The following is a 22,613-nucleotide window of genomic DNA, read 5'->3' as shown; positions in this document are numbered from 1 at the left end:
CGGTCAGGCGAACAGCTCGTCCACCGAGCGTACGGCGGTGGCGCGATCCATCCACTCGGCCGATCCAGATCGCGCCCCGCCTTCGGCGTGCCCCGAGGCGAAGTACCGCCGGGCAACGTCACTGCGAAACACGGCCGGACTCCGCGAACAGGCCGAGCCGGTCCTGTCAGGCGAACAGCTCATCGACCGATTCGGCGGTGAGGGCCCGGCCGTGCCACTCCTTCAGCTGCGCGAGGTCCGTGCATCGCTGAATCCGCTCGGCGGCCTCCTGTGGTACGGCGACACCACGCTGGCTGAGCGCGTCGAGAACCGCCATCGCGTACCCTTCGGCTCGCCCCTCAACGAGCCCTTCCGCTCGTCCTTCCGCTCGTCCTTCCGCCAGTCCTTCGGCTCGGCCTTCGGCCTTGCATCGAAGTGCGTAGTCACTGCGGTACTTGGCAGTTCCGGTTGTCAATAGTTCCTCCAGGTATGCCCTTGGTGCCGCTGGAAGCATCCTGAGAACGTAATCAGCGTACAGGTACGCTTTATCCGGGTCGAGCGCGGCGAAGCCGTCGTGCATCGCGCGCAGGATGTCTTTACCCTTCGCGGGATCGGCGCCGTGGGTGACGGCGGAAAGCACCGCGAGCTCGGGCGATTGTGCGGCGACGTCGGAATCGGTGATGGTGGGGATCGAGGCCGGACTGACGACCAGCGGGCAGAGAACCCACCCGGGATGCCCCAAATAGATCTCCTGACGACATTTCCTGGCTTCTTTCTCGTCCGGGCATATGACCAGGAGCATGACGGGCGACTTGTTCCGCGCCCGCAGGGTCGCCAGGTACAGCGGCCAGGTCCACGCCTTGCTGTCCTTGTACTTCCGCTGGACCTCGACGACCACGGTCATGACGACGTCGGAGCCGAACCGCTCCTTGTGCAGGATGTCGGCGGAGAGGAAGACCACCACGGCATCCGCGCGGTACGGCACCGGCGCGAAGTCGGTGCAGTCGCCCGCATCGGTGCGGGCTTTGTCGTATTCCGGTAGCTCTATGCCGAAAGTTCCCTCGAGCAGTTCGCGGGCAAGCTCGGGACGGTTTCGGAAGAGCTCCGCGGTCATCTCGTGTTCTTCCGAAATCATGACCGTCACATTACCGAGAGAAGGCGAAACGCGTGCGCATTTTCGACCTCTCCGGGCCGACAAAATCAGAAGCCTCGATGATTCGTCATTATTCGCCGGTCTCGCGCACAATTAAGTGAATAGTCAGATATTGGATACTGAATCCTAAAAATTGTTCTCATCGGCCTTGTAACGGTTCGATCCGGCTTACCCTCTCCGGCCCAGCCGCCGATCGGCCGAAAGCTCCCGACATCCCGTCGATGGTCATGAACCGATGTCCGGTTTTGTGCGTATCACGAGACGACGCGATGGATATGCACCGGTCGGTGATTCCTATGGCGGCTCTGCCCTGCGGGAAGGGGTGGCGGGTGTGTCGGTGGGCATGCTGAGGCCCGAAAACATGAGTGAGGCACGTATTCGGTGCCGCATTCGGGTCGAGGGCATCGTGCAGGGCGTCGGGTTCCGGTCGTTCGTGTACGCGCTCGCGCGGGAACTGGGCCTCGCCGGGCTGGTGAGCGACGACGCCGGCGGGGTGGTGATCGAGGTCGAGGGGCCGATGACCGCGATCTCCCGGTTCGAGCGGTCGGTACGGCGGGACGCGCCGCCGCTCGCCGTGATCTCGCGCGTGGTGGTCGAGCCGATCCCGGCGCTCGGCGAGCAGGGGTTCGCGATCATCGCCAGCCGTGGCGACGAGCGGCAGGCGTCGATCCCGCCCGACACCGCGACCTGCGCCGACTGCCTGCGCGAGCTGTTCGACCCCATCGACCGCCGGTACCGTTACGCGTTCACCGGCTGTGCGAACTGCGGCCCCCGGTTCACCATCGCCAAGGACGTGCCGTACCAGCGGGCGGCGACGACGATGGCGGGCTTCACCATGTGCGCGGCCTGCGAGCGGGAGTACAACGACCCGGCGGACCGGCGCTTTCACGCCGAGCAGAACTGCTGCCCGACCTGCGGGCCGAAGCTGCGCATCGTGACCGCCGACGGCGAGACGGTCCAGGGGGACCCGATCGTGGCGGCGGCGCGGCTCATCCGGGCCGGGCGGATCGTCGCGATCAAGGGGTTGGGCGGCTACCACCTCGCCGCCGACGCCCGGGACGAGAACGCGGCGATCACGCTGCGGGCGCGCAAGATCCGGGAGGACAAGCCGTTCCCGGTGATGGTGCCCGACCTCGCCACGGCCGAGGAGCTGTGCGAGCTCGACGACACCGCGCGGCGGCTGCTCGCCGGGCCGCGGCGGCCGATCGTGGTGGCGCCGCTGCGCGAGGGCGCCCGGATCGCGTCCGCGGTCGCGCCGGACCACCGGTTCCTCGGGCTGCTGCTGCCGTACACGCCGCTGCACCACCTGCTCGCCGCCGAGCTCGCCGCGCCGTTCATCCTCACCGGCGGGAACGCCTCCGGCGAGCCGATGGAGCACGACGACGAGCGCGTGGTGAAGCGGCTCGGCGAGATCGCCGACGCGTTCCTCCTGCACGACCGGCCGATCCACGTGCGCACCGAGGACTCGGTGGTGCGGGCCTGCAACGGCACGGTGACCCCGCTGCGCCGGTCCCGCGGGTACGCGCCGCAGCCGCTGCCGCTGCCGGTGGCGCCGCCGCGGCCGGTGCTCGGCTGCGGGGCCGAGCTGCGCAACACGTTCTGCCTCGCCAAGGACGGGCACGCGTACCTGTCGCACCACATCGGGGACGTGCGGGACCTCGCCGCGCTCAAGACGTTCCGGGAGGGCATCGCGCACTTCGGGCGGCTGGTCGACATCGTTCCCCGCGTGATCGCGTACGACCTCAACCCGGAGTTCCTCACCACGAAGTACGCCCGGGAGTCGCAGGGCGTGGAGCTGGTGGCGGTGCAGCACCACCACGCGCACATCGCCTCCTGCCTCGCCGACAACGAGGAGGCCGGACCGGCCATCGGGGTGGCGTTCGACGGGCTCGGGTACGGCCCGGACGGCACGATCTGGGGCGGCGAGATCCTCGTCGCCGATTTGCTGGGGTACCGGCGGGTCGGGCACCTGCTGCCGGTGCCGATGCCGGGCGGCCAGCTCGCGATCCGGGAGCCGTGGCGGATGGCCGCCGCCTACCTCGACGCGGCCCCCGGGGCGCCGGAGACGACGCCGCTGCGCGAGCGGCGCGCGAGCCGGTGGGAGCTGGTGGTGCGGTCCGCACGCAGCGGGACCAACAGCCCGCTGACCTCGAGCGCGGGGCGGCTGTTCGACGCGGTGTCGGCGCTGCTCGGCGTGCGCGAGATGATCAACTACGACGGGCAGGCCGCGATCGAGCTGGAGCAGCACGCCGACCCCACGGTACGCGATGACTACCCGGTGCGGGTGCTCGGCGGCCAGCCGCTGCTGCTCGACGGCCCGGACCTGGTCCGCTCGGTCGCCGACGACCTCAACGCGGGCACCGAGACGCCGGTGATCGCCGCCCGCTTCCACAATAGCCTCGCCAAGCTGGTCGTCGAGGCGTGCGAGCGGGTGCGCACCGCCACGAGCATCGGCACGGTCGCGCTGTCCGGCGGCGTCTTCCAGAACCAGCTCCTGCTCGACAGGCTCGTGCCCGCGCTGCAGGAGCGCGGCTTCCGGGTGCTCACCCACCGGCGCGTGCCGCCGAACGACGGCGGCATCAGCTTCGGCCAGGCCGCGATCGCCGCCGCCCTCGACGCCGCCCGCAACGGCGCGAGGCGCTAGGCCCCGCCGTGGACGCACGCGAACGGGGGGCGTACGGCGCAGCGCCACCCGGGCCGCAAGTGCCGGTGCCCGGTACGGACCGGCGGGCGCGGCCATGGCTTGGCCGCTCGCCCGCACGGCCCCTCGCGGGCCCCGGTCCGGCCGGCCTGCCCCGGGCCCCGGCCGGTTCCGGCGCGGGACGGTCTCAGCAGGGCTCCGGGACGACCTGGAAGGCGAGCACGCAGGTGTCGTCCTCGGGGTTGCCGATGTCGAAGGCGGCGAGCATGCGGTCGGGGTCGGCGGCCGGGTCGTCGCCGAGTACCGTGCGCCGCAGGGCGCGGGCCGGGTCGGCGAGGTCGCCGCCGCGCCGCTCCACGAGGCCGTCGGTGTAGAGCAGCACGAGGTCGCCCGGGCGCAGCGCGGTGGTGGTGGCGCGGTAGTCGGCCTCCTCGGTGGCGCCGAGCAGCGGCCCGAAGTCGTTGCGCAGCCGCCGGGCGCGGCCGTCACGGACGAGGATGGGGGCGGGGTGCCCGGCACGGGCCCAGGTGAGCCGCCGGGTGGCCGGGTCGAAGTGGGCCACGACCGCGGTCGCCGTGGCGGTCTGCTCCTGCACGTGGAGCACGAGCCGGTTGAGGCAGCGCAGGATCGCGGCCGGGTCGGCGCCGGTGAACGCCACGCCAAGCAGGGCGTTGCGGAGCTGGGCCATGCGGGCGGCCGCGGTCAGGCCGTGCCCGCTCGCGTCGCCGATGACGATCAGCACCCGGCCGTCCGGCAGCGTGGTCGCCTCGTACCAGTCGCCGCCCACCTGGGCGGTGTTCTCCGCGGGGTGGTAGCGGACCGCGAAGCGCAGGCCGGGCAGCTCCGGGTGCGCGTCCGGCAGCAGGGCGCGCTGCATCTCCTCGGCGAGCCGTACCCTGTGCCGCTCCAGCTCCACCTGGGACCGGGCGAGCTGCTCCTCGATGCGGCGGCGGAGGGTGACGTCCTGCATCACGCCGCGGAACGCGATCGGCCGGCCGAGGTTGTCGAGCACCGGCTCGACGGTCGCGGCGACGTGCCGCTCGCCCACGCGGAACTCGAACGCCTGGGGCCGGTGCAGCTCGGTGAGCGCGGTGAGGGCGCGGCGCGCCTCGGGAGCGTCGTCGGGGTGGACGTGGTCGGGGATCTCGTCCAGCGGGAGCGGCAGCCGCGGCGCATGGCCGCGGAAGATCTCGTAGAGCTGCCCGGTCCAGGAGATCTTGCCGGTGACGAGGTTCCACTCGGCCCAGCCGAGCCGCCCCATGCGCTCCACGTCCCGCAGGTGCGCGGCGAGGCGGGCCTGGTCGTCGTGGAACTGCCAGCTCACCAGCAGCCCGTCGGCGACCCTCCGGGCCCGCACGCTGAGCACCACGGGGCACAGCACGCCGTTGACCGGCTCCTGGTAGGTGAGCGGGCCGAGCCGTACCGGCTCGCCGGTCCGCATGACCTTGACGTACGCCTCGAAGAGGCCGGAGGGCCCGATGCCGGGGAACACCTCGCACAGGCGGCGGCCGATGATCCGCCGGGCGGCGCGGCCCATCAGGTCGGCGGCCTCGCCGTTGCACCGGTCGATGCGGAACTCCACGATCGTCCCGCCCGGGTCGCGGATCGGCACCAGCAGCGCCGCCGGGGTCGGGACCACGTCGAGCAGCGCGTCGATCCAGGGCGGGACCGGCTCGGCCGCCTCGGGACGGTGCGCGTGCGCCCGCGGGACGACCCGCTCGTCGCCGGTGATCCGCTGCAGGTGGTCGAGCACCTCGTCGGGGGTGCAGCCCATGCGCCCGGCGAGCGGCCACTCCGGCTCCTCGACGACCGTCGAGGGGTTGACGGTGACCTCCCGCGTCTCGCGGCCGTCCGGTAAGTACCCCACCATTCCCCCTGTTCCGCTCGTGGTGGATCGACGCACCTGGTCGCCCCGTCGTAGGGACCGTGCCGCTCGCCGTCGCCCGACGCCGGCATTCCCCTCCCGTCCGGCGCGGGCGCCGCTCACCGCCATGCGACGACAGGCGCAGTGAGTGGTCACGTGACTACGTTTCGCAGTGTCCTGTCTACCAGTAATCCCCCGCCACGTCACTCGCAAAGGAGAATCCAAGGACCCACAGGGTTTCAGGGCGGGGGGCTCCGACGTGTCCGGCCCGTGCGGCAGCACGATACCGCCCGGCACCGACAGTCCGGGGGCTTGATCGCCGCGCGTCGCCGTACCGCGTCCGGATCCGGTCGTCCGGCCCGCCGGCGCGTCCGTGGCTAGGCCGGATCGCCGCCGTCGCCGAGGTAGCTCGCGGGATCGGCCGCGCCGGTGGCCCACCGGATATAGCGCTCGGCCGAGCGCCACACCGCGGCCTTCGCGCCGGACGGGATCACGCTGTCCCACCAGCCGCCGTACACCCGGTCGAAGGCGAGCGGCTCCAGGCGGTCGAGGATGTGGCGGATCGCCCGTTCCGGGAGCGGGATCTGATTGGGGTAGCTGCGCATGAACGTGACGTACCGGCGGTCCCGCACCACCGTGATCGTGTCGCCGGTGAGCAGCGCGCCGCGGCCGTCCGCGCCGCCGGCCCAGTGCAGGACCGCGCTGCCGGGGAAGTGGCCGCCGCACTGCACCAGCGTCACGCCCGGGGCGATCTCGTACCGGCCGCGCCACAGCCGCACCGCCGGGTCGGGGCGCATGAGCCACTCGGCGTCCGCCTCCGGGATGAGGATCGGCGCGCCGCCGAAGGCCCGGCTCCACTCCACGGCCACGCCGTAGAAGTGCGGGTGGGAGGCGGTGACCGCGAGCAGCGGACCCCGCGCGCGGACCGCCTCGATCGCCGCGGCGTCGACGAAGCCCGGCACGTCCCACAGCACCTGCCCGGCCGGGGTGGCGACCACCAGCGCCCGCTGGCCGATGGCGACCTGGGGGCGCACGCCGATGCCGAGCAGGCCGGGCTCGACCTCGCGCACCTCGCCGCGGTGGCCCGCGGCGGCGAGCTCCGCCAGCGTCGTCCACCGCTGCCCCTCGGGCCCGACGTACTGCCGTTCGTCCTCGCAGATGCGGCAGTGCCCGGGCGGCCGCTCGCTCGGCGCCGCCTGGTTGCCGCAGGTCGCGCAGATCCACGCGTGGGTCTCGCGCACGGCTCCACCTCCGTGGTCGTCCGGCCCTCCGCGGCCCGCTCTCCGGCCAGCGTACGGCGGGGCCGGCGCCGTGCCCACCGGCCCGACGCGGGCCGCCGCCAGAAATTAGGGCAGGTGGCCAATTTTTGGGATAAACCACCTGACAGGGGTAGTGAGGGCTGCGTGACCGACGAGCTCCACTCCGCACGGGTGCGCACCCGCACGGTCCGGCTGACCGTCAACGGGGTGCCGCACCACATCCGCGTGGACACGCGGGCCACGCTCCTCGACACGCTGCGGGAACGGCTCGGCCTCACCGGCGCGAAGAAGGGCTGTGACCACGGCGAGTGCGGCACCTGCACGGTGCTCGTCGGCGGCCGCCGCGTGTACTCCTGCCTCACCCTCACCGTGGCGGTCGACGGCGCCGAGGTCACCACCGTGGAGGGCCTCGCCGGCGACGGCGGGCCGCACCCGCTGCAGCGCGCCTTCGTCGAGCACCGCGCCGTGCAGTGCGGCTACTGCGCCCCCGGCCAGCTCTGCGCCGCGGTCGCGGTGCTCGCCGAGGCGGAGGCGGGCATGCCGAGCGCGGTCACCCCCGACCTGTCCGCCCCGCCCGCCCTCGACCCCGCCGAGACCCGCGAGCGGATGAGCGGGAACCTGTGCCGCTGCGGCTGCTACGGCCGCATCGCCGTGGCGATCGCGGAGGTGGCCCGGTGACGGCCCGCCGTACCCGGGACCGGGCGCACGCGCGGAGGCGGTCGCGGTGAGGCCCTTCGACTACGAGCGGCCGTGGAACATCGACGCGGCCCTCGCCACGGTGCGCGACACGCCCGGGGCGATGTACCTCGGCGGCGGCACCAACCTCATCGACCTGATGCGGCTCGGGGTGCTCGCCCCGGAGCTGCTCGTCGACGTGAGCCGGCTGCCGTTCGACCGCATCGAGGAGACCGGGGACGGCGGGCTGGTGATCGGCGCGGCGGTGCGCACCGCGGACCTCGCCACCCACCTCGGGGTACGGCGGCGCTACCCGGTGCTGGCGCAGGCCGCGCTGTCCGTCGGGTCCGGGCAGATCAGGAACATGGGCACGGTCGCCGGGAACCTGCTGCAGCGCACCCGGTGCGCGTACTTCAGCGACATCAGCAAGCCGTGCAACAAGCGGGAGCCCGGCAGCGGCTGCCCGGCGATGGAGGGCGTGCACCGCAACCTGGCGATCGTCGGGTACTCGCCGTCGTGCGTCGCCACCCACCCGTCCGACCTCGCCGTCGCGCTCGCCGCGCTCGACGCGGTGGTGCGCGTCGAGGGCGCGGCCGGGCCGCGGCGGCTGCCGATCACCGGGCTGTACCGGGACCCCGGCGACGATCCCCGGCGGGACACCGTGCTCGAGCACGCCGACCTCATCACCGGGATCGAGGTGCCGCCCACCGGCGCGGAGCGCTCCCGCTACCGCAAGGTGTGCGACCGCACGTCGTTCGCGTTCGCCGTGGTGTCGGTCGCGGTGGTGCTCGAGGTGACCGGCGGGGTGGTGCGGGAGTGCCGGGTCGCGTTCGGCGGTGTCGCGCCGAAACCGTGGCGGGCCGAGCGCGCGGAGGAGGCGCTGTACGGCGCGGACGCCACCGAGGAGAACTTCGCCCGCGCGGCCCGGACCGAGCCGGCCGGGGCCCGCCCGCTGCGCGACAACGCCTACAAGGTGCCGCTCGTGCGCAACCTGCTCACCCGCACGCTCACCGAGCTCGCCACGGAGGGACGCTGATGGACCACCGGTACGCGGACCAGGCGACCGCCGTGTCGGGCCACCGGGACGACCCGTGGCACGACGCGCCGTGGAACGGGGGCCGCCACGGCGGCGGCCGGGCGAACGGTGACCGCCGGAACCGCGACCGGCGGGACGGTGACGAGTGGGCCAAGGTCACCGGCCGGGCGAGGTTCGCCGCCGAGTACTCCCCCGGCGCCGCGCTCGCCTACGCCGTACCCGTGCAGGCGACGATCGCCCGCGGCGAGGTGGTCAACGTCGACTCCGAGACGATCCTCACCATGCCCGGCATGCTCGCGGTGCTCTGGCACGGCAACGCGCCCGGGCTGGGCGTGCCCGAGGAGTCCGACCTCGCGCTGTTCCAGTCGCCGAAGATCGCCTACCGAGGGCAGTTCGTCGCCGCGGTCGTCGCCGAGACGCTGGAGACCGCGTACGACGCCGCGGCCCGGGTGCGCGTCGACTACGCCCCCGAGCCGCACGACGTGGTGCTCCGCGAGGACCACCCGCGGGCGTACCGGACCTGGGAGGAGGCACCGGAGGAGGACGGCCGCGACGCGGTGGAGCGGGCGCTGCGGGAGGCGGCCGTGCGGCTCGACCTCACCTACACCACCCCCGCCTACCACCACAACCCGATGGAGCCGCACAGCACCGTGGCGGTCTGGGACGAGCGGGGCCTGGTGCTCTACGACTCCTGCCCGGGCGCGACCGCGGTCCGGGAGACCCTCGCCGAGCTGTTCACGCTGCCGCCGAGCCTGGTGCGGGTGATCACGCCGCACGTCGGCGTCGGGTACGGCAGCACGCCCGAGGCCCGGCCGCAGACCGTGCTCGCCGCGATCGCGGCGCAGGTGACCGGGCGGCCGGTGAAGGTCACGCTCACCCGGCGGCAGATGTTCGCGGTGACCGGCTACCGCACGCCGCTCGTGCAGCGGGTACGGCTCGGCGCGGACGGCCGCGGCCGCCTCGTCGCGCTCGGCCACGACGTGGTCGAGCAGACCTCCACGGTCGCCGATCCGGGTCGCGGCACGGAGTCCTCCGGCCCGGCGAGCGGCCCCGCGGCCGAGGCCGCGACCGGCATGGCCCGGCTCGTCTACGACGTGCCGCTCCGGTACCGCACGCACACGGTCGTGCCGCTCGACGTGCCGACGCCGTCGTGGTCGCGCACGTACGGGGAGTTCCCCGGCACGTTCGCGCTGGAGTCGGCGATGGACGAGCTCGCCGCCGCCTGCGGCCTCGACCCGATCGAGCTGCGGCTGCGCAACCTGCCGGGGGCGGACCGGCAGGGGTACGGCACCGCCGCGTCCGCGGCCGTCGCGGCCTGCCTGCGGACCGGGGCCGAGCACTTCGGCTGGGCGGGGCGCGACCCGGCGCCGGGCGTGCGGTGGGACGGGCGCCGGCTGGTCGGCACCGGGGTGGCGGTCTCGGCGTACCCGGCGCGGCAGCCGCGTCCGGAGGCGACCGCGTGGCGGGACGACGACGGCCGCTACCGGGTGCGCCTCGCCGCCGCGCGCATGCGGCCCGAGGAGCGGGCCGCGCTCACCACGATCGCCGCGGTCGTGCTCGGCGTCACCCCGGAGCGGGTGGAGATCGAGGTGGGCGGCGAGGGCGGCGCGGCGGGGCCGCCGGGCGGCGCCGCACGCGGCGACGAGCCGGAGGACGTGGTCCGGTGGAGCATGCCCGTGGTGCGCGCCTGCGAGGCGCTGCTGGAGCTGCTCGGCGCGGCGGAGCACGGGCGCGGCGGCCGGCCGGGCGGGCACGCCGAGGGCACGCCCGTGGCGGTGAGCGCGCGGGCCGACGACCCGGACCGGCGGCACGTGTACGGCGCGCAGTTCGCCGAGGTGCGGGTGAACGCCGACACCGGCGAGATCCGGGTGCCGCGGCTGCTCGGCGTGTTCACCGTCGGCGGCGCGGCCGGCGGCGCCGCCGAGGAGGACGAGCTGCGTGCCCTCTTCGCCGGGGCGATGACGCTCGGCCTGTCGATGACCCTGTTCGAGGAGGGCGAGATCGACGAGCGGTGGGGCGGCTTCCTCAACCAGGACCTGTCCCACTACCTGCTCGCCACCTTCGCCGACGCCCCGTACGTCGAGGCCCACCTCGTCCCGGGCGACGGCCTCGGCCCCGAGCCGCCGTCCGCCGGCCACCTGGCGGGCGTCGGCACGGTCGGCGCGGCCGCCGCGATCGCCAACGCCGTGTACCACGCGACCGGGATCCGCGTGCGCGACCTGCCCATCCGCCTCGACGCGCTGGTCGGCCGGCCGCCCCTGGCCTGAGCCGCGCGTGAGCCGTACCGGGGGCCGGAGGCGGCCCGGGCGGCGCTGAACCCGGAGATCACTCCCGGCGTACCCCCTGCTGATGCCCGAGCGCGCCCGAACGATTCACCCGTGACCGGACGCCCGCACGCCGGACCCGGCCGCGGGGACCGCTCGTCAGGCGCGCACGGTACGGTACGCCGGGTGGGCGCCGGGAGAACCGCGCGGACACGGCGGGCGTGGCGCACCGAGGTGAGGAAGAGTGGGAGACATGACGAAGAAGGCAGTCATCGGCGTTACCGGCCTCGCCACGATGGGCCGGAACCTCGCCCGCAATCTCGCCCGGCACGGGCACGCCGTCGCGGTGCACAACCGGACGCCGGCCAGGACGAAGGCGCTGGTCACCGAGTACGGGCACGAGGGCGTGTTCCTGCCCGCGGAGACGCCCGAGGAGTTCGTGCGCTCCCTGGAGCGGCCCAGGCGCATTGTGATCATGGTGAAGGCGGGCGCGGCCACCGACGCGGTGATCCAGGAGTTCGCGCCGCTGCTCGAGCCGGGCGACATGATCGTCGACGGCGGCAACGCCCACTTCGAGGACACCCGGCGCCGCGAGCGTGAGCTGCGCGAGCGCGGCATCCACTTCGTCGGCACGGGCATCTCCGGCGGCGAGGAGGGCGCGCTCAACGGGCCGAGCATCATGCCCGGCGGGTCGCCGGAGTCGTACGAGGCGCTCGGCCCGCTGCTGGAGAGCATCGCCGCCAAGGTGGAGGGCGTGCCGTGCTGCACCCACGTCGGCCCGGACGGCGCCGGGCACTTCGTGAAGATGGTGCACAACGGCATCGAGTACGCCGACATGCAGCTCATCGCCGAGGCGTACGACCTGCTGCGGCACGGCCTGGGCATGCCCCCGGCCGAGATCGCCGAGGTGTTCCGGAGCTGGAACAACGGGCGGCTCGAGTCGTACCTGATCGAGATCACCGCCGAGGTGCTCGCGCACACCGACCCGGCCACCGGGCGGCCGTTCGTCGACGTCGTGGTCGACCAGGCCGAGCAGAAGGGCACCGGCCGGTGGACCGTGCAGACCGCGCTCGACCTCGGGGTGCCGGTGAGCGGCATCGCCGAGGCGGTGTTCGCCCGGTCGCTGTCCGGCAGCCCGCGGCTGCGCGAGGCGGCGCGCCGCCTGCCCGGGCCGTCCCGGTTCAAGCTGGAGCAGCGGTTCGCCGACGACGTCGAGCAGGCCCTGTACGCCTCGAAGATCGTGGCCTACGCGCAGGGCTTCAACCAGATCCAGGCGGCGAGCGACGAGTACGGCTGGGGCATCGACCTCGGCGCGATGGCGACGATCTGGCGGGGCGGGTGCATCATCCGGGCCCGGTTCCTCGACCGCATCCGCGCCGCGTACGCGGCCGACCCGCGCACCCCGACGCTGCTCACCGACGACCACTTCGCCGGGGCGCTCGGGGACGCGCAGGACTCCTGGCGGACCGTGGTGTCGATCTCGGCCCAGCTCGGCATCCCCACCCCGGGCTTCGCCACCGCGCTCGCCTACTACGACGCGCTGCGCGCCGAGCGGCTGCCGGCCGCGCTCACCCAGGCGCAGCGGGACTTCTTCGGGGCGCACACCTACCGCCGCGTCGACCGCGAGGGCTCCTTCCACACCCGCTGGGAGCTGCCCGACCGGCCGGAGGTCGGTGCCTGACCGGGCCACGGGCCGGTGTCCGGCCGGGTGGCGCGCCCGTCGCCCCCGGTCGGATCGCTTCCGGACACCACGACGCGGAGGCGCGCCGTGACCAAAAGTAAATAAGGTCAGGCCAAGAGCTGTACCGGGTTTTCCACAGCAGGTGCGTCACCTCCGACTGGCCCGGTCGCGGACGGTTATCAATCCGGTATGGCCGTCCGAGCACCCGTCGATCACGAGGTCCGGAGCCTGCCGTCCGCCGTCGCCCTCACCGTGGCCTCGGCGCTGCTGTGGGGCGTCGCCCACCTGGTCGCCGGGCGTACCCGGGCGGGCGTCGCCCTGCTGGCGCTGCAGGCCGGGCTCATCGCGATCGCGCTCGTCGCGCTCACCGCGCTGCGGCTGCGGCTGCTGCCGCTCGCCGTACAGCCGGGGTGGCTCACCGGGCTGATCGTCGCGATCCTGGGCATCGGCGCGGTCTGGGTGGCCGTGGTGGTCTGCTCCTACCGGGTGGTACGGCCCGCCGAGGCGGCCGGGCCGGGGCGGGTCCTCGCGGGCGCGGTGGTCGCCGCGCTGTGCGCGGCCATCTGCGTGCCGTTCGTGCACACGGCGCGGCTCGCGTACGTGTCGCGGGACGTGCTCATCACCCTGTTCGCCCCGGAGACCGAGGGGGACGACCCGTGGCGGGGCCGCTCCCGGGTGAGCATCCTGCTGATCGGCGCCGACGCGGCGAAGAACCGGCCGGGGGCGCGCACCGACAGCATGACGGTCGCCACCATCGACGTGCGGACCGGCCGCACCGTGCTGTTCGGGCTGCCGCGCAACCTGGAGCGGGCCCCGATGCCCGGCCCGGCGCGCCGGCACTTCCCGTTCGGGTTCACAGGCGACGGCAGCCTGCGCAACCCCGGGCTGCTCAACGAGGTCCACCAGTGGGCCGAGGACCATCCGGAGATCATGCCGGGGGTGCCGGACGGCCGCCGCGGTCCCACGCTGCTCAAGCAGACCGCCGAGCTCATCCTCGGCATTCCGGTGGACCACTACGTGATGGTGGACATGCGGGGCTTCGCCGAGCTGATCGACGCGATCGGCGGCGTCACCGTCACCATCAAGTCCGACATCCCGTACGGCAGGCAGGGGCGCGTGCTGCAGGCGGGCACCCGGCGGCTGTCCGGCACGGAGGCGCTCTGGTTCGGGCGCTCGCGCAGCGACAGCGACGACTACGTGCGCATGACGCGGCAGAAGTGCCTGCTGTACGCCGTGGCCCGGCAGGCCGACCCGGCGGCGGTGATCCGCGGGTTCGAGCGCATCGCCGAGGCCGCCAAGCGGCACGTGTCCACCGACATCCCCCGCGACATGCTGCCCGCCCTCGCCGACCTGGCGTCCCGGATGGACGCCGCCGAGCTGCGCACCCTCCAGTTCGTCCCGCCGCTCATCGACCCCTCCGCCCCCGACTGGTCCCTCATCCGCCGCAAGGTCGCCGAGGCCCTCGAGACCGAGCGGAGCCGCCCGCGCCGCTCCGCCTCCCCGGCGGCGACGCCCCGCCCCGCGCCCGGGCCCGACCGGCCCGCGAACCTCGCCGCCATCTGTGACTGATCCGGTCACGGACCTGCCCCGACCGGGCGGTTTTGTGGCAGACTGCCGCTCTGCTGGTGTCGCTTGGCATGTCGCCCGCGGAAGGGCTTGCGCATGGGTGCTCCTGGCCGACTCATCGTCAACCGGTACCGACTCGTGCGAGCGCTGGGGCAGGGGCGCGCGGGCACCGTGTGGGAGGGGCACGACACCCTGCTCGACCGCCCGGTGGCGGCCAAGGAGGTGGTGCCGCCGCCCGGGCTGGGCCTCAAGGGCCGGGCCGAGTTCATCCGCCGGATCACCCTCACCGCGAACGCGGCGACCCGCGTCGCCAACCGGAACCTGGTTGCCGTCTACGACGTGGCCGAGGACGACGAGCGCCTCTGGGTGATCATGGAACTGCTGCCGTCCCGGTCGCTCGCGGCGATCGTCGCCAACGACGGGCCGCTGCCGCCGGAGCGGGTCGCGGCGATCGGGCGGCGGGTGCTCGACGCGCTCTCCGCCGCGCACGCCGCCGGGCTGGTGCACGGCGACGTACGGCCGGCGAACGTGCTCATCGGGTACGAGGGCCGCGTCGCGCTCGCCGACCTCGGCGTCCCGGTGACCGACGGCGAGCCGCCGTACCGCGCCCCCGAGGGCGCACGGTCCGGCCCGGCCGCGGACCTGTGGGCGCTCGGCGCCACCCTCTTCACCGCCGCGGTCGGCACGCCGCCCGTGGTCGAGGACGGGGTGTCGGCCGACGAGCTGGCGCGCGCCCCGGAGGCGCTCCGGCCGGTGCTCTCCGGCCTGCTGGCCACGGATCCGGCGGCCCGGCTGCGGGCGGCGCAGGCGGACGCGATGCTGGCGGAGCTGGTGCCGCCCGAGGAGCCCGCCGCGCCGGTCTCCCGGAAACGCGGCAGGGCGACCCGCCCCGGCGAGCCGGGCGAGGACGCGCGGCCCGGCGCCCTCGCGATCCCCGGTGCGGCAGGGGCGTCCGGGGCCGTCGGCGGGCCGAGACGGCGACGGGGCGTGCTCGTCGCCGCGGTCGCCGGGGGCGTGGTGCTCGCCGGCGCGCTCGGCGGGTTCGCCTTGTTACGCTCCACCGGCGCCTCCCAGGCCGCCCCCGCCGCGGTGGCATCCGGCAGGCCGTCCCCGGAGGTCACGGTCGCCGCCACCCCGACCCCCACACCCTCGCCCACGGCACCGGCCCGGCTGCCGCTGAAGTGGTACCGGCCCGGCACCGGCTGGGAGGCCGCGGTGCCCAAGGGCTGGAAGCGCACCGACCACACCGACCACCAGGAGTGGTCCGCCCCGGACGGCTCCGGCCACCTGCGGATCAGCGTCATCGACTGGGGTGGCCAGGACCCGCTCATCGTGCTGCAGGACGCCGAGTCGAACCTGTCGGCGTCGGTGAAGTCGTACCGCAAGATCAGAATGGAGCGCATCGAGTTCAAGGACGCCAAGGCCGCCGAGTGGGAGGCGCGCTGGAAGGCGTCCGGGCTGCGCCCCTACCCCTGGTCGGTGAAGAACACGGTCTACCGCGAGCTGCGCCGGGTGATCTGGACCGGCAAGACCACCACGATCCTCACCTGGGTCACCCCCGAGGCGAAGTGGGCCGAGCTCCGCCCGACGATGCGCGCGGTCCTCCGCCTCTACCGCGTGCCCGAGGGCGACCTGCTGCCCGCCCCGCGCACGCCGTAGGCCACGACCCACTCGCCCCACGGGCTCCGCGAGCGCGACCGACCGTGTCCGTCCCGCGCCGGAACGGTCCGCGTAAGCGTGTGCGCGGTACGCCGGTGACGCGCCAGGACGCCGGCGGCACCGCCCTCCTGCCGCCCGCTCGGATGCCGCCGAGGCGGGACGGCGCCCCGGCAACGTGACCCCCTCGCACGGGCGGCGCGCACGAACCCGTCCTCGGCGGCGGCCCCGCGATCACGGATCCGGCACCGCCGCGTCCGCTCGCCGACCGGGTCTCCGGCCCGCCCGACGCCACCGACGGAGTGACGGGAACGCCCACTCGTCGCCTGTTTCATCCTTCTCGCCCGCCGTATCCCCGACTGTCGTTTTCGCAGGTGGATGGGCGTGCCGTACGGCGAAAGCGGGCCTACGACACGCCGGAAACGGGGGACGCGCGGGCCGGTGGCGTGGCATCATGGGGTCGCGTCAGGTGAAAGTGATTTTCATCGTCAGATTGGATCGGGGACGTGAGGGTTGCCTTCGTCGGCAAGGGCGGCAGCGGGAAGACGACGCTGTCGTCGCTGTTCGCGAGGTACGTCGCCGCCGAGGGCGGCACGGTGATCGCCATCGACGCGGACATCAACCAGCACCTCGGGCTCGTGCTCGGGCTCGAGCAGGACCGCCTGCCGGAGCCGCTCGGCGCTCACCTGACCGAGATCAAGGACTACCTGCGCGGCGACAACCCGCGCATCCGCTCGGCCGCGGCCATGGTCAAGACGACCCCGCCGGGGCGGGGCTCCCGGCTGGTGCGGGTCGACGACCCGTTCTTCGGCAAGTTCAGCGTCGAGGCCGAAGGGCTGCGGCTCATGGTCACCGGCCCGTTCGCCGAGGAGGACCTGGGGGTCGCCTGCTACCACTCGAAGGTCGGGGCGGTCGAGCTCTACCTCAACCACCTGGTCGACGGCCCGGGCGAGTACGTGGTCGTCGACATGACGGCCGGCGCCGACTCGTTCGCCTCCGGCCTGTTCACGCGGTTCGACCTGACGTTCCTCGTCGCCGAGCCCACCCGGCAGGGCGTCGGCGTCTACCGCCAGTACCGCGAGTACGCCGCCGACTACGACGTGCCGATCGTGGTCGTGGGCAACAAGGTGCAGGACGACGGCGACGTCGCGTTCCTGCGCGACCAGGTGGGCGACGACCTGCTCGTCTGGCTGGAGCACTCGCGCGCGGTGCGCGGCATGGAGCAGGGCCGCCCGTTCACCCTCGACGACCTGGAGCCGGTCAACCGCGAGGCCCTCGCCACGATGCTGCGCCGGCTCGACGCGCAGCCCAAGGACTGGGAGAAGTTCGGCCGCCAGGCGATCGAGTTCCACCTGCGCAACGCCGAGGCGTGGGCGAACCGGGCGGTCGGCGAGGACCTGCGCGCCCAGATCGACCCGGACTTCGTCTTCGGCCCGGTCGCCGCGGGATCGCCCGCGTGACCCGGCGATCCGGCCACGCGGTGGCGGCGTTAGCCGGTACGCGAGCCGCGCGCAAGACAGATCTGATCTCGCCTTCGCGTCCGGCGAGTGTCGCCTCCCGGTGGCTGGATGCCGATCGGCTGATCGGCCTAGCGTCGAAGCGGTTGCCCCGCCACCGGTTGATCAGCTCCCGAGGCACATCCGCCCGTCATGTCGATGCGAGAGGAGCACGCACATGTCGCTGACCGTTCCCAACGATCTGCTCGACCAGGCCCAGGCCGGGGAGGTGGACGACGAGGCGTTCGTCGCCTGCATCCGCGACTCCCTGCCGTACGCCTGGTCGCTGATCAGCGGGCTCGTCGAGGAGCGTAACCGGACCGGCGCCGACTTCGCCGACAACCAGGTCCCGCCGCCGGACGAGGCCGCCCGCGGCCAGCTGCTGCGCTGCATGGCGAGCGACGCCATGCGCGGCGCGCTGGAGCGCCACTTCGGCGTGCGGCTCGCCTTCCAGAACTGCCACCGGGTCGCCGTGTTCGCGCCCACCGCGACCGAGGCGTACGCCGAGTTCATCACCCCGCGCGCGCAGATCCTCAACCAGAAGCCCGAGCTGGTCGACTGCTGAGCGCACCGGACGACGCGAGCGGGCGGGCCGGCCGAGCCGGTCCGCCCGTTTCGCCGCTCCGGGCGCGTCCGCCCTAGCGGGCGCCCCCGTTGACGTAGAGGGTCTGGCCGCTGACGTACGAGGCGTCGTCGGAGGCGAGGAACGCCACCACGGCCGCGACCTCCTCCGGCCGGCCGACGCGGCGCAGCGGGGTGTTCGCCGCGGCGGCCGCCTGGTGGTCCTCGGGGGTGACCCCGACCCGGACCGCCGTGGCCTCGGTCATCGCGGTGACGATGTAGCCGGGGGCGACGGCGTTCACCCGGATGCCGAACGGGCCGAGCTCGATCGCCATCGTGGCGGTGAGGCCCTGGATCCCGGCCTTCGCCGCCGAGTAGTTCGCCTGGCCACGGTTGCCGAGCGCGGAACGGCTCGACAGGTTGACGATCGCGCCGTACCGCTGGGCGACCATGTGGCGCTGCACCGCCCTGGAGACCAGGAAGACGCTCTTGAGGTTGACGTCGACGACCCGGTCCCAGTCCTCCTCGGACATCTTGAACAGCAGGTTGTCGCGGGTGATCCCGGCGTTGTTCACGAGCACGTCGATACGGCCGAAGGCGGCGACGGCCGCGTCGACCATGGCCTCCACCTGGGCGGCGTCGGACACGTCGCAGGCGAGCGCGATCGCCTCGCCGCCGGCCTGTTTGATCTCGTCCACGACCGGGCCGCAGCGGCCGGCGTCGAGGTCCACCACCGCGACCGCGGCGCCCTCGGCGGCGAGCCGCCGCGCGGTGGCGGCGCCGATGCCCTGCGCGGCTCCGGTGACCAGCGCGTACCTGCCCTCGAAGCGACGGGGAACCGATGTCGGCACGGGGATCCTCCTTGACGGGGGCCTGGCGTCGTCATGACGCAAGGGGGGACCTACCCCGCCGATCGTGCCCCATCCCGCGGCAGCAGGGACTGCACGGGTTCCAGATCCGCGGCGATGTACCGCGCGGCCACGTGGATCGCCCGCAGCGTGGCGGCGACCGACGGCCGGTGGGTGCTCGACGGCCGCACCACCGCGTGCACCTCGCGGGCGGGCGGGTCGCCGGGCAGCCGCCGTACCGCGATGCCGCGCACCCCGGCGGCGAGGGCGAGCGAGGGCACCGCGGCGATGCCGACCCCCTTCGCCACCAGGCCGAGGATCGTGCCGAGCCCCTCGAACTCCCACGCCACCGGCTGGGCCCCGCCCACGTCGGCGAGCAGCCGGTCCACGGCGAGCCGGGAGGGCTCGCCCTCCGGGGTCGCCATCCACGGCTCGTCCCGCAGCGCCTTCAGGTCGACCGGCACCGCCGGGTCGGCCATCGGGTGCCTACGGGGCACCACGAGCACGAGCGGGTCCCGCAGCAGCGGGAACACCTGCAGGTTGTCGTAGCCGCGGGCGCGGCCGTACCAGTCGTCCACGAGCGCGATGTCCACCTCGCCGGACTGCACCTCGCGCAGCCCGCGGCCGGAGCGGCTCTGCCGCAGCCGCAGGGTGAGCTCCCTGTGCCGCCGCAGCGAGCGGGCGAGCGCCGGGGCGAACGCCACGGCGGCCGTGGGGAAGGCGGTGACCACCACCCGCCCCCGCGGCGTGGCGGCGTGCGCGGACAGGTCCGCCTCGGCCTCCTCGACCATGGCGAGGATGCGCTCGGCGTGCGCGACGAGCCGGCGGCCGGCGTCGGTGAGCTCCGCGCTGCGCGAGGTCCGGTCGAGCAACGCGGTGCCCGCCTCACGCTCCAGCGTGGCGAGCTGTTGGGAAACCGCACTCGGCGTGTAACCCAACGCGGCCGCCGTCGCCGCAATGCTCCCCCTACGGGCGAATTCACAGATCAGGGCCAGGCGCCGGATATCTAGCATCACTAAATCTTATGCCCACCCCCGGCAACCCTCGCTTGTACTTACGCCTACGCCGACGCACCCTGGGAACGGTTCCGAGCACACGAAGGGTTTGTCCATGAACGTGACGCTTTCTGCCACCTTGGCGGCAAATGAGGAGATAGCTCGTCGGCGTATGGCGGGAGAGCGGGTGCTCCACATGGCGTTCGGGGAGGCAGGACTTCCGGTCCACCCCTCGTTACGGGAGCGCCTGGAGGCGTCCTCCGCGCAGAACGGCTACGGCCCGGTCGCGGGTACGGCGAAGCTGCGCGAGGCGGCGGCGGGCTACTGGGCGCGCCGCGGCCTGCCGACCGACCCGGAGCTGGTGATCTGCGGCCCCGGCAGCAAGCCGTTGCTGTACGCCCTCCTCATGGCGATCGGCGGGGACATCGTGCTGCCGCGGCCGAGCTGGGTGAGCTACGCCGCGCAGGCCGAGCTGATCGGGGTGCGTCCGCTGTTGCTGCCGCCACCGCCCGGTGAGGGCGGGGTGCCCGACCCCGGGCTCGTGGCCGACGCGGTGCGCGAGGCCCGCGCCCGCGGCCGCGACGTCCGCTCGCTGCTCGTCACCCTGCCCGACAACCCCACCGGGCTGCTCCCCCGGCCGGAGACCGTGCACGGGCTGGTCGAGGTGGCCCGCGAGCTCGACCTGACGATCATCTCCGACGAGATCTACGGCGACCTCGTGCACAACCCCCTCAACCGGTGCCCGAGCCCCGCCGCCCTCGCCCCCGAGCGCACCGTGATCACGACCGGGCTGAGCAAGAGCCTCGCCCTGGGCGGCTGGCGCATCGGCGTGGCCCGGCTCCCCGACGACGCCCACGACCTGCGCGCGAGCATGCTCGCCATCGCGAGCGAGATCTGGTCGAGCCCGGCGGCGCCCATCCAGCACGCGGCCGCCTACGCCTTCTCCGAGCCGGTCGAGCTCGTCGCCCGGATCGCCGACAGCAGGCGGCTGCACGCCACCGTGGTGCGGGCGGTGGCCGAGCGGTTCCTCGCCGCCGGGGCGGCCCTGCACATGCCGCAGGGCGGCTTCTACCTCTACCCCGACTTCGGCTTCCTCACCGAGTTCGCCACCTCGGACGAGTTCGCCGCGGCGCTGCTCGACCGGTACGGCGTGGGCGTGCTCCCCGGCAGCGCGTTCGGCGACGACCCGCGGGCGCTGCGGGTGCGGGTGGCGACGAGCATGATGTACGGCGAGACCGAGGAGCAGCGGCTGGCCGCCCTGGACGCCGCGGACCCGCTGCGCCTGCCGTGGATCGCCGAGGCGCTCGACCACCTCGCCGAGGCGCTCGCCGGCATCACCGGCAACGACGTCGGCCCGGCCGCCCGGTCGCTCGCCCACACCTCGCTCTGACCCGGTCCCCTGCGCGGCACGGCCGCCGATGCCGCGTGCCGTACCCGGTCGCGCCGGCGGGACACCACGTGGCCCGGAACGCCGGACGGCCCGCCCGGATGCCGATCCGGGCGGGCCGTCGTGGTGTGGGTGTGGGTGTTGCTCAGGAAGGCCGAGGAGTGGGCCGCGCGGTCACGTCCGGGCGGGGCCGGACGCGCCGCGCGGCGCGGTGTGGAAACTATCGCCGGGCGTCGTAGATGACCTGCGTCCGGCAGGCGATCGGACGGCCGCCGAAGCGGTCGACCTGGCAGACCGTGGCCCGGACGCCGCTGATGTTGTTCCGGGCGAAGGAGAAGGAGCGCGGGGCCTTGTCGGCGCCGCACCAGGTGTAGGTCGGGCCCTCGAAGAAGGCGAAGCGCGGCGCGCCCAGGCGACGCATGTCGAAGTTGACGTAGGCGCACTTACCGCCCCGGCGGAAGGTGCGGAAGTCGAGGTCGGTGAGCTGACCGGACACCCGCACCGTGTTTCTGCGGACCCCGAACCACCGGTCCGCCACCAGGCCTCTGGCGCTCGCCAGACGGTTTCTGGCGAAGATCGGGCCCCAGCGGTCGACGTCGTCGGTCAGGGCGGCCCGCGGGTCGGGCGAGGCGGTGGAGGCCGCGGCCGGCGAGGCGAGGGCCGGGACGCCGAAGGCGACGATACCGGCGGCGGCGGTCACACCGAGCAGGGTGCTGATCGAGCGGCGCATGACATTCCCTCCGTTTTGACGAGGCTGCGGGGAGCGAGGTGCGAGTCGTCTTCCTTCCGGACGAGCTCGCACCGTTAGTGAAACCGGCGCCGCCTGCATACCGCTTGCATCCGACCGGGCTCCGCTTACAGACCGCTGAAGTCGCGTATGCAGACCGATCGCAACTGGCTAGCGGGATTTTCACCTACAGGACAAGTCCGACAATGCCGCCATAGGCCACCGCTTCGCATTGCGCATCCGGGTTCCAACGTCCCACGTCGCGGAGTACGGCACGGCGGAATCGATCTCCATGCGCCCGGTGCGGTCACCGGGCCGGTTCGACCGGCACCGGGCCACGGCGGCGCACGCGCACCGCGGGCGCGCACCGCCTGCCGGGACGCGGACCCCGATCGGCGCGGGCCACGCTACACCCCCGGCGCAACGGCCCGGCACGCGGGTCGACGAACGGCACGAACGCGCAGGTGAAGGATGGTGTGGCCGGTTCGGGAGGGACGGCGGTGCGCGGCCCGCCGTCGCCGGCCCCGCGGGAGGCCGCCGGGGCGGCGCAAGGTCCTCCGCGGCCCCCTGGGCACCGCGGAGGACGAGACCGGGTACGGTCTGCACGCGGCACGGCGCCGGGCGCATCCCACCGGGAATCGTGCGCCGCGGGACCGGCCTATCGACCCGGAAACGAGCGGGCCGCGAATATCATCTCGGCGTGGCCGCCCCCGTGGAGACCACGCGCGCTCGCCATCAAGAATCCCCGATGCCGGGTGAAACCTGATCAATGGCGAATCAACACTTCGGCCAGCGTTATCCTCCGTGTCTAGGGCGCGCGCAATA

16 protein-coding genes are annotated in these 22,613 nt (G+C 73.8%); 10 read left to right on the top strand and 6 right to left on the bottom strand.

The window, feature by feature from the left end:
* Window positions 1-166: 166 nt before the first annotated feature.
* Entirely contained in the window at window positions 167-1,114 is a 948-nt protein-coding gene (locus FHX40_RS25960; RefSeq protein ID WP_244941618.1) for a FliH/SctL family protein, read from the bottom strand.
* A gap of 379 nt (window positions 1,115-1,493) precedes the next feature.
* Between FHX40_RS25960 and hypF the strand changes: the two genes are divergently transcribed.
* Window positions 1,494-3,776: a carbamoyltransferase HypF gene (gene hypF, locus FHX40_RS23765; protein WP_229788451.1), complete on the top strand. Its 2,283-nt coding sequence runs from the start codon at window positions 1,494-1,496 to the stop codon at window positions 3,774-3,776.
* Between the two features lie 184 nt (window positions 3,777-3,960).
* Here the strand turns inward: hypF and FHX40_RS23760 are convergent, their stop codons facing one another.
* Both FHX40_RS23760 and FHX40_RS23755 read right to left on the bottom strand, forming a co-directional pair.
* Window positions 3,961-5,643, bottom strand: a complete 1,683-nt coding sequence (locus FHX40_RS23760; RefSeq protein WP_170198980.1) for a PP2C family protein-serine/threonine phosphatase — start codon at window positions 5,641-5,643, stop codon at window positions 3,961-3,963.
* Between the two features lie 371 nt (window positions 5,644-6,014).
* Window positions 6,015-6,878, bottom strand: coding sequence for an MBL fold metallo-hydrolase (locus FHX40_RS23755; protein ID WP_211350492.1), 864 nt, complete (start codon window positions 6,876-6,878; stop codon window positions 6,015-6,017).
* Window positions 6,879-7,040: 162 nt separating this feature from the next.
* On the opposite strand from FHX40_RS23755, the gene FHX40_RS23750 reads away from it, so the two are divergent.
* From FHX40_RS23750 to FHX40_RS23715, 8 genes are all read left to right on the top strand, one after another.
* Window positions 7,041-7,574: a (2Fe-2S)-binding protein gene (locus tag FHX40_RS23750; RefSeq protein WP_142262188.1), complete on the top strand. Its 534-nt coding sequence runs from the start codon at window positions 7,041-7,043 to the stop codon at window positions 7,572-7,574.
* Window positions 7,575-7,620: 46 nt separating this feature from the next.
* Complete coding sequence (locus FHX40_RS23745) at window positions 7,621-8,607, top strand: FAD binding domain-containing protein (protein WP_142262187.1); 987 nt, start codon at window positions 7,621-7,623, stop codon at window positions 8,605-8,607.
* Window positions 8,607-10,874, top strand: coding sequence for a xanthine dehydrogenase family protein molybdopterin-binding subunit (locus tag FHX40_RS23740; RefSeq protein ID WP_142262186.1), 2,268 nt, complete (start codon window positions 8,607-8,609; stop codon window positions 10,872-10,874). Before FHX40_RS23745 ends, FHX40_RS23740 begins: the two co-directional genes overlap by 1 nt.
* A 250-nt stretch (window positions 10,875-11,124) precedes the next feature.
* Window positions 11,125-12,552, top strand: a complete 1,428-nt coding sequence (gene gndA / locus FHX40_RS23735; protein WP_142262185.1) for an NADP-dependent phosphogluconate dehydrogenase — start codon at window positions 11,125-11,127, stop codon at window positions 12,550-12,552.
* Window positions 12,553-12,741: 189 nt separating this feature from the next.
* The gene (locus tag FHX40_RS23730) at window positions 12,742-14,121 is read left to right on the top strand and encodes an LCP family protein (RefSeq protein WP_142262184.1); all 1,380 of its coding nucleotides are present in this window, start codon (window positions 12,742-12,744) and stop codon (window positions 14,119-14,121) included.
* 135 nt (window positions 14,122-14,256) lie between these two features.
* A complete protein-coding gene (locus FHX40_RS23725) occupies window positions 14,257-15,777 on the top strand; it encodes a serine/threonine-protein kinase (RefSeq protein WP_170198979.1) in 1,521 nt (506 codons plus the stop codon).
* 503 nt (window positions 15,778-16,280) lie between these two features.
* Window positions 16,281-17,234, top strand: a complete 954-nt coding sequence (locus tag FHX40_RS23720) for an ATP-binding protein (RefSeq protein WP_142262182.1) — start codon at window positions 16,281-16,283, stop codon at window positions 17,232-17,234.
* 214 nt (window positions 17,235-17,448) lie between these two features.
* Window positions 17,449-17,835, top strand: a complete 387-nt coding sequence (locus FHX40_RS23715) for an SCO5389 family protein (RefSeq protein ID WP_142262181.1) — start codon at window positions 17,449-17,451, stop codon at window positions 17,833-17,835.
* A 73-nt stretch (window positions 17,836-17,908) separates the two neighbouring features.
* Here the strand turns inward: FHX40_RS23715 and fabG are convergent, their stop codons facing one another.
* Together fabG and FHX40_RS23705 are read right to left on the bottom strand one after the other, a co-directional pair.
* Entirely contained in the window at window positions 17,909-18,682 is a 774-nt protein-coding gene (gene fabG, locus FHX40_RS23710; RefSeq protein WP_142262180.1) for a 3-oxoacyl-ACP reductase FabG, read from the bottom strand.
* Between the two features lie 50 nt (window positions 18,683-18,732).
* Window positions 18,733-19,692 (bottom strand): LysR family transcriptional regulator, encoded by a 960-nt coding sequence (locus FHX40_RS23705; protein WP_142262179.1) that lies wholly within the window; start codon window positions 19,690-19,692, stop codon window positions 18,733-18,735.
* Between the two features lie 154 nt (window positions 19,693-19,846).
* Between FHX40_RS23705 and FHX40_RS23700 the strand changes: the two genes are divergently transcribed.
* Window positions 19,847-21,064 carry a pyridoxal phosphate-dependent aminotransferase gene (locus FHX40_RS23700; protein WP_373286872.1) on the top strand — a complete coding sequence of 406 codons (1,218 nt, stop codon included), beginning with the start codon at window positions 19,847-19,849 and terminating at the stop codon, window positions 21,062-21,064.
* Between the two features lie 217 nt (window positions 21,065-21,281).
* Here FHX40_RS23700 and FHX40_RS23695 read toward each other — a convergent pair whose 3' ends face one another.
* Entirely contained in the window at window positions 21,282-21,791 is a 510-nt protein-coding gene (locus tag FHX40_RS23695; RefSeq protein WP_142262177.1) for a hypothetical protein, read from the bottom strand.
* Window positions 21,792-22,613: the final 822 nt, after the last annotated feature.

Origin of the sequence: Thermopolyspora flexuosa (assembly GCF_006716785.1) — a bacterium.
Classification (GTDB): Bacteria; Actinomycetota; Actinomycetes; order Streptosporangiales; family Streptosporangiaceae; genus Thermopolyspora; species Thermopolyspora flexuosa.
Note: the sequence above shows the minus strand (reverse complement) of the source record. Positions and strands in the feature narration are given on the sequence as shown.

What these genes read in the sequence shown, in the direction of transcription:
- FHX40_RS23740 (WP_142262186.1), top strand. Translation starts at nt 8,607, where the DNA reads ATGGACCACCGGTACGCGGACCAGGCGACCGCCGTGTCGGGCCACCGG.
- FHX40_RS23705 (WP_142262179.1), bottom strand. Translation starts at nt 19,692, where the DNA reads ATGCTAGATATCCGGCGCCTGGCCCTGATCTGTGAATTCGCCCGTAGG.
- FHX40_RS25960 (WP_244941618.1), bottom strand. Translation starts at nt 1,114, where the DNA reads ATGATTTCGGAAGAACACGAGATGACCGCGGAGCTCTTCCGAAACCGT.
- FHX40_RS23700 (WP_373286872.1), top strand. Translation starts at nt 19,847, where the DNA reads ATGGCGGGAGAGCGGGTGCTCCACATGGCGTTCGGGGAGGCAGGACTT.
- FHX40_RS23715 (WP_142262181.1), top strand. Translation starts at nt 17,449, where the DNA reads ATGTCGCTGACCGTTCCCAACGATCTGCTCGACCAGGCCCAGGCCGGG.
- FHX40_RS23760 (WP_170198980.1), bottom strand. Translation starts at nt 5,643, where the DNA reads ATGGTGGGGTACTTACCGGACGGCCGCGAGACGCGGGAGGTCACCGTC.
- FHX40_RS23730 (WP_142262184.1), top strand. Translation starts at nt 12,742, where the DNA reads ATGGCCGTCCGAGCACCCGTCGATCACGAGGTCCGGAGCCTGCCGTCC.
- gndA (WP_142262185.1), top strand. Translation starts at nt 11,125, where the DNA reads ATGACGAAGAAGGCAGTCATCGGCGTTACCGGCCTCGCCACGATGGGC.
- FHX40_RS23695 (WP_142262177.1), bottom strand. Translation starts at nt 21,791, where the DNA reads ATGCGCCGCTCGATCAGCACCCTGCTCGGTGTGACCGCCGCCGCCGGT.
- hypF (WP_229788451.1), top strand. Translation starts at nt 1,494, where the DNA reads ATGAGTGAGGCACGTATTCGGTGCCGCATTCGGGTCGAGGGCATCGTG.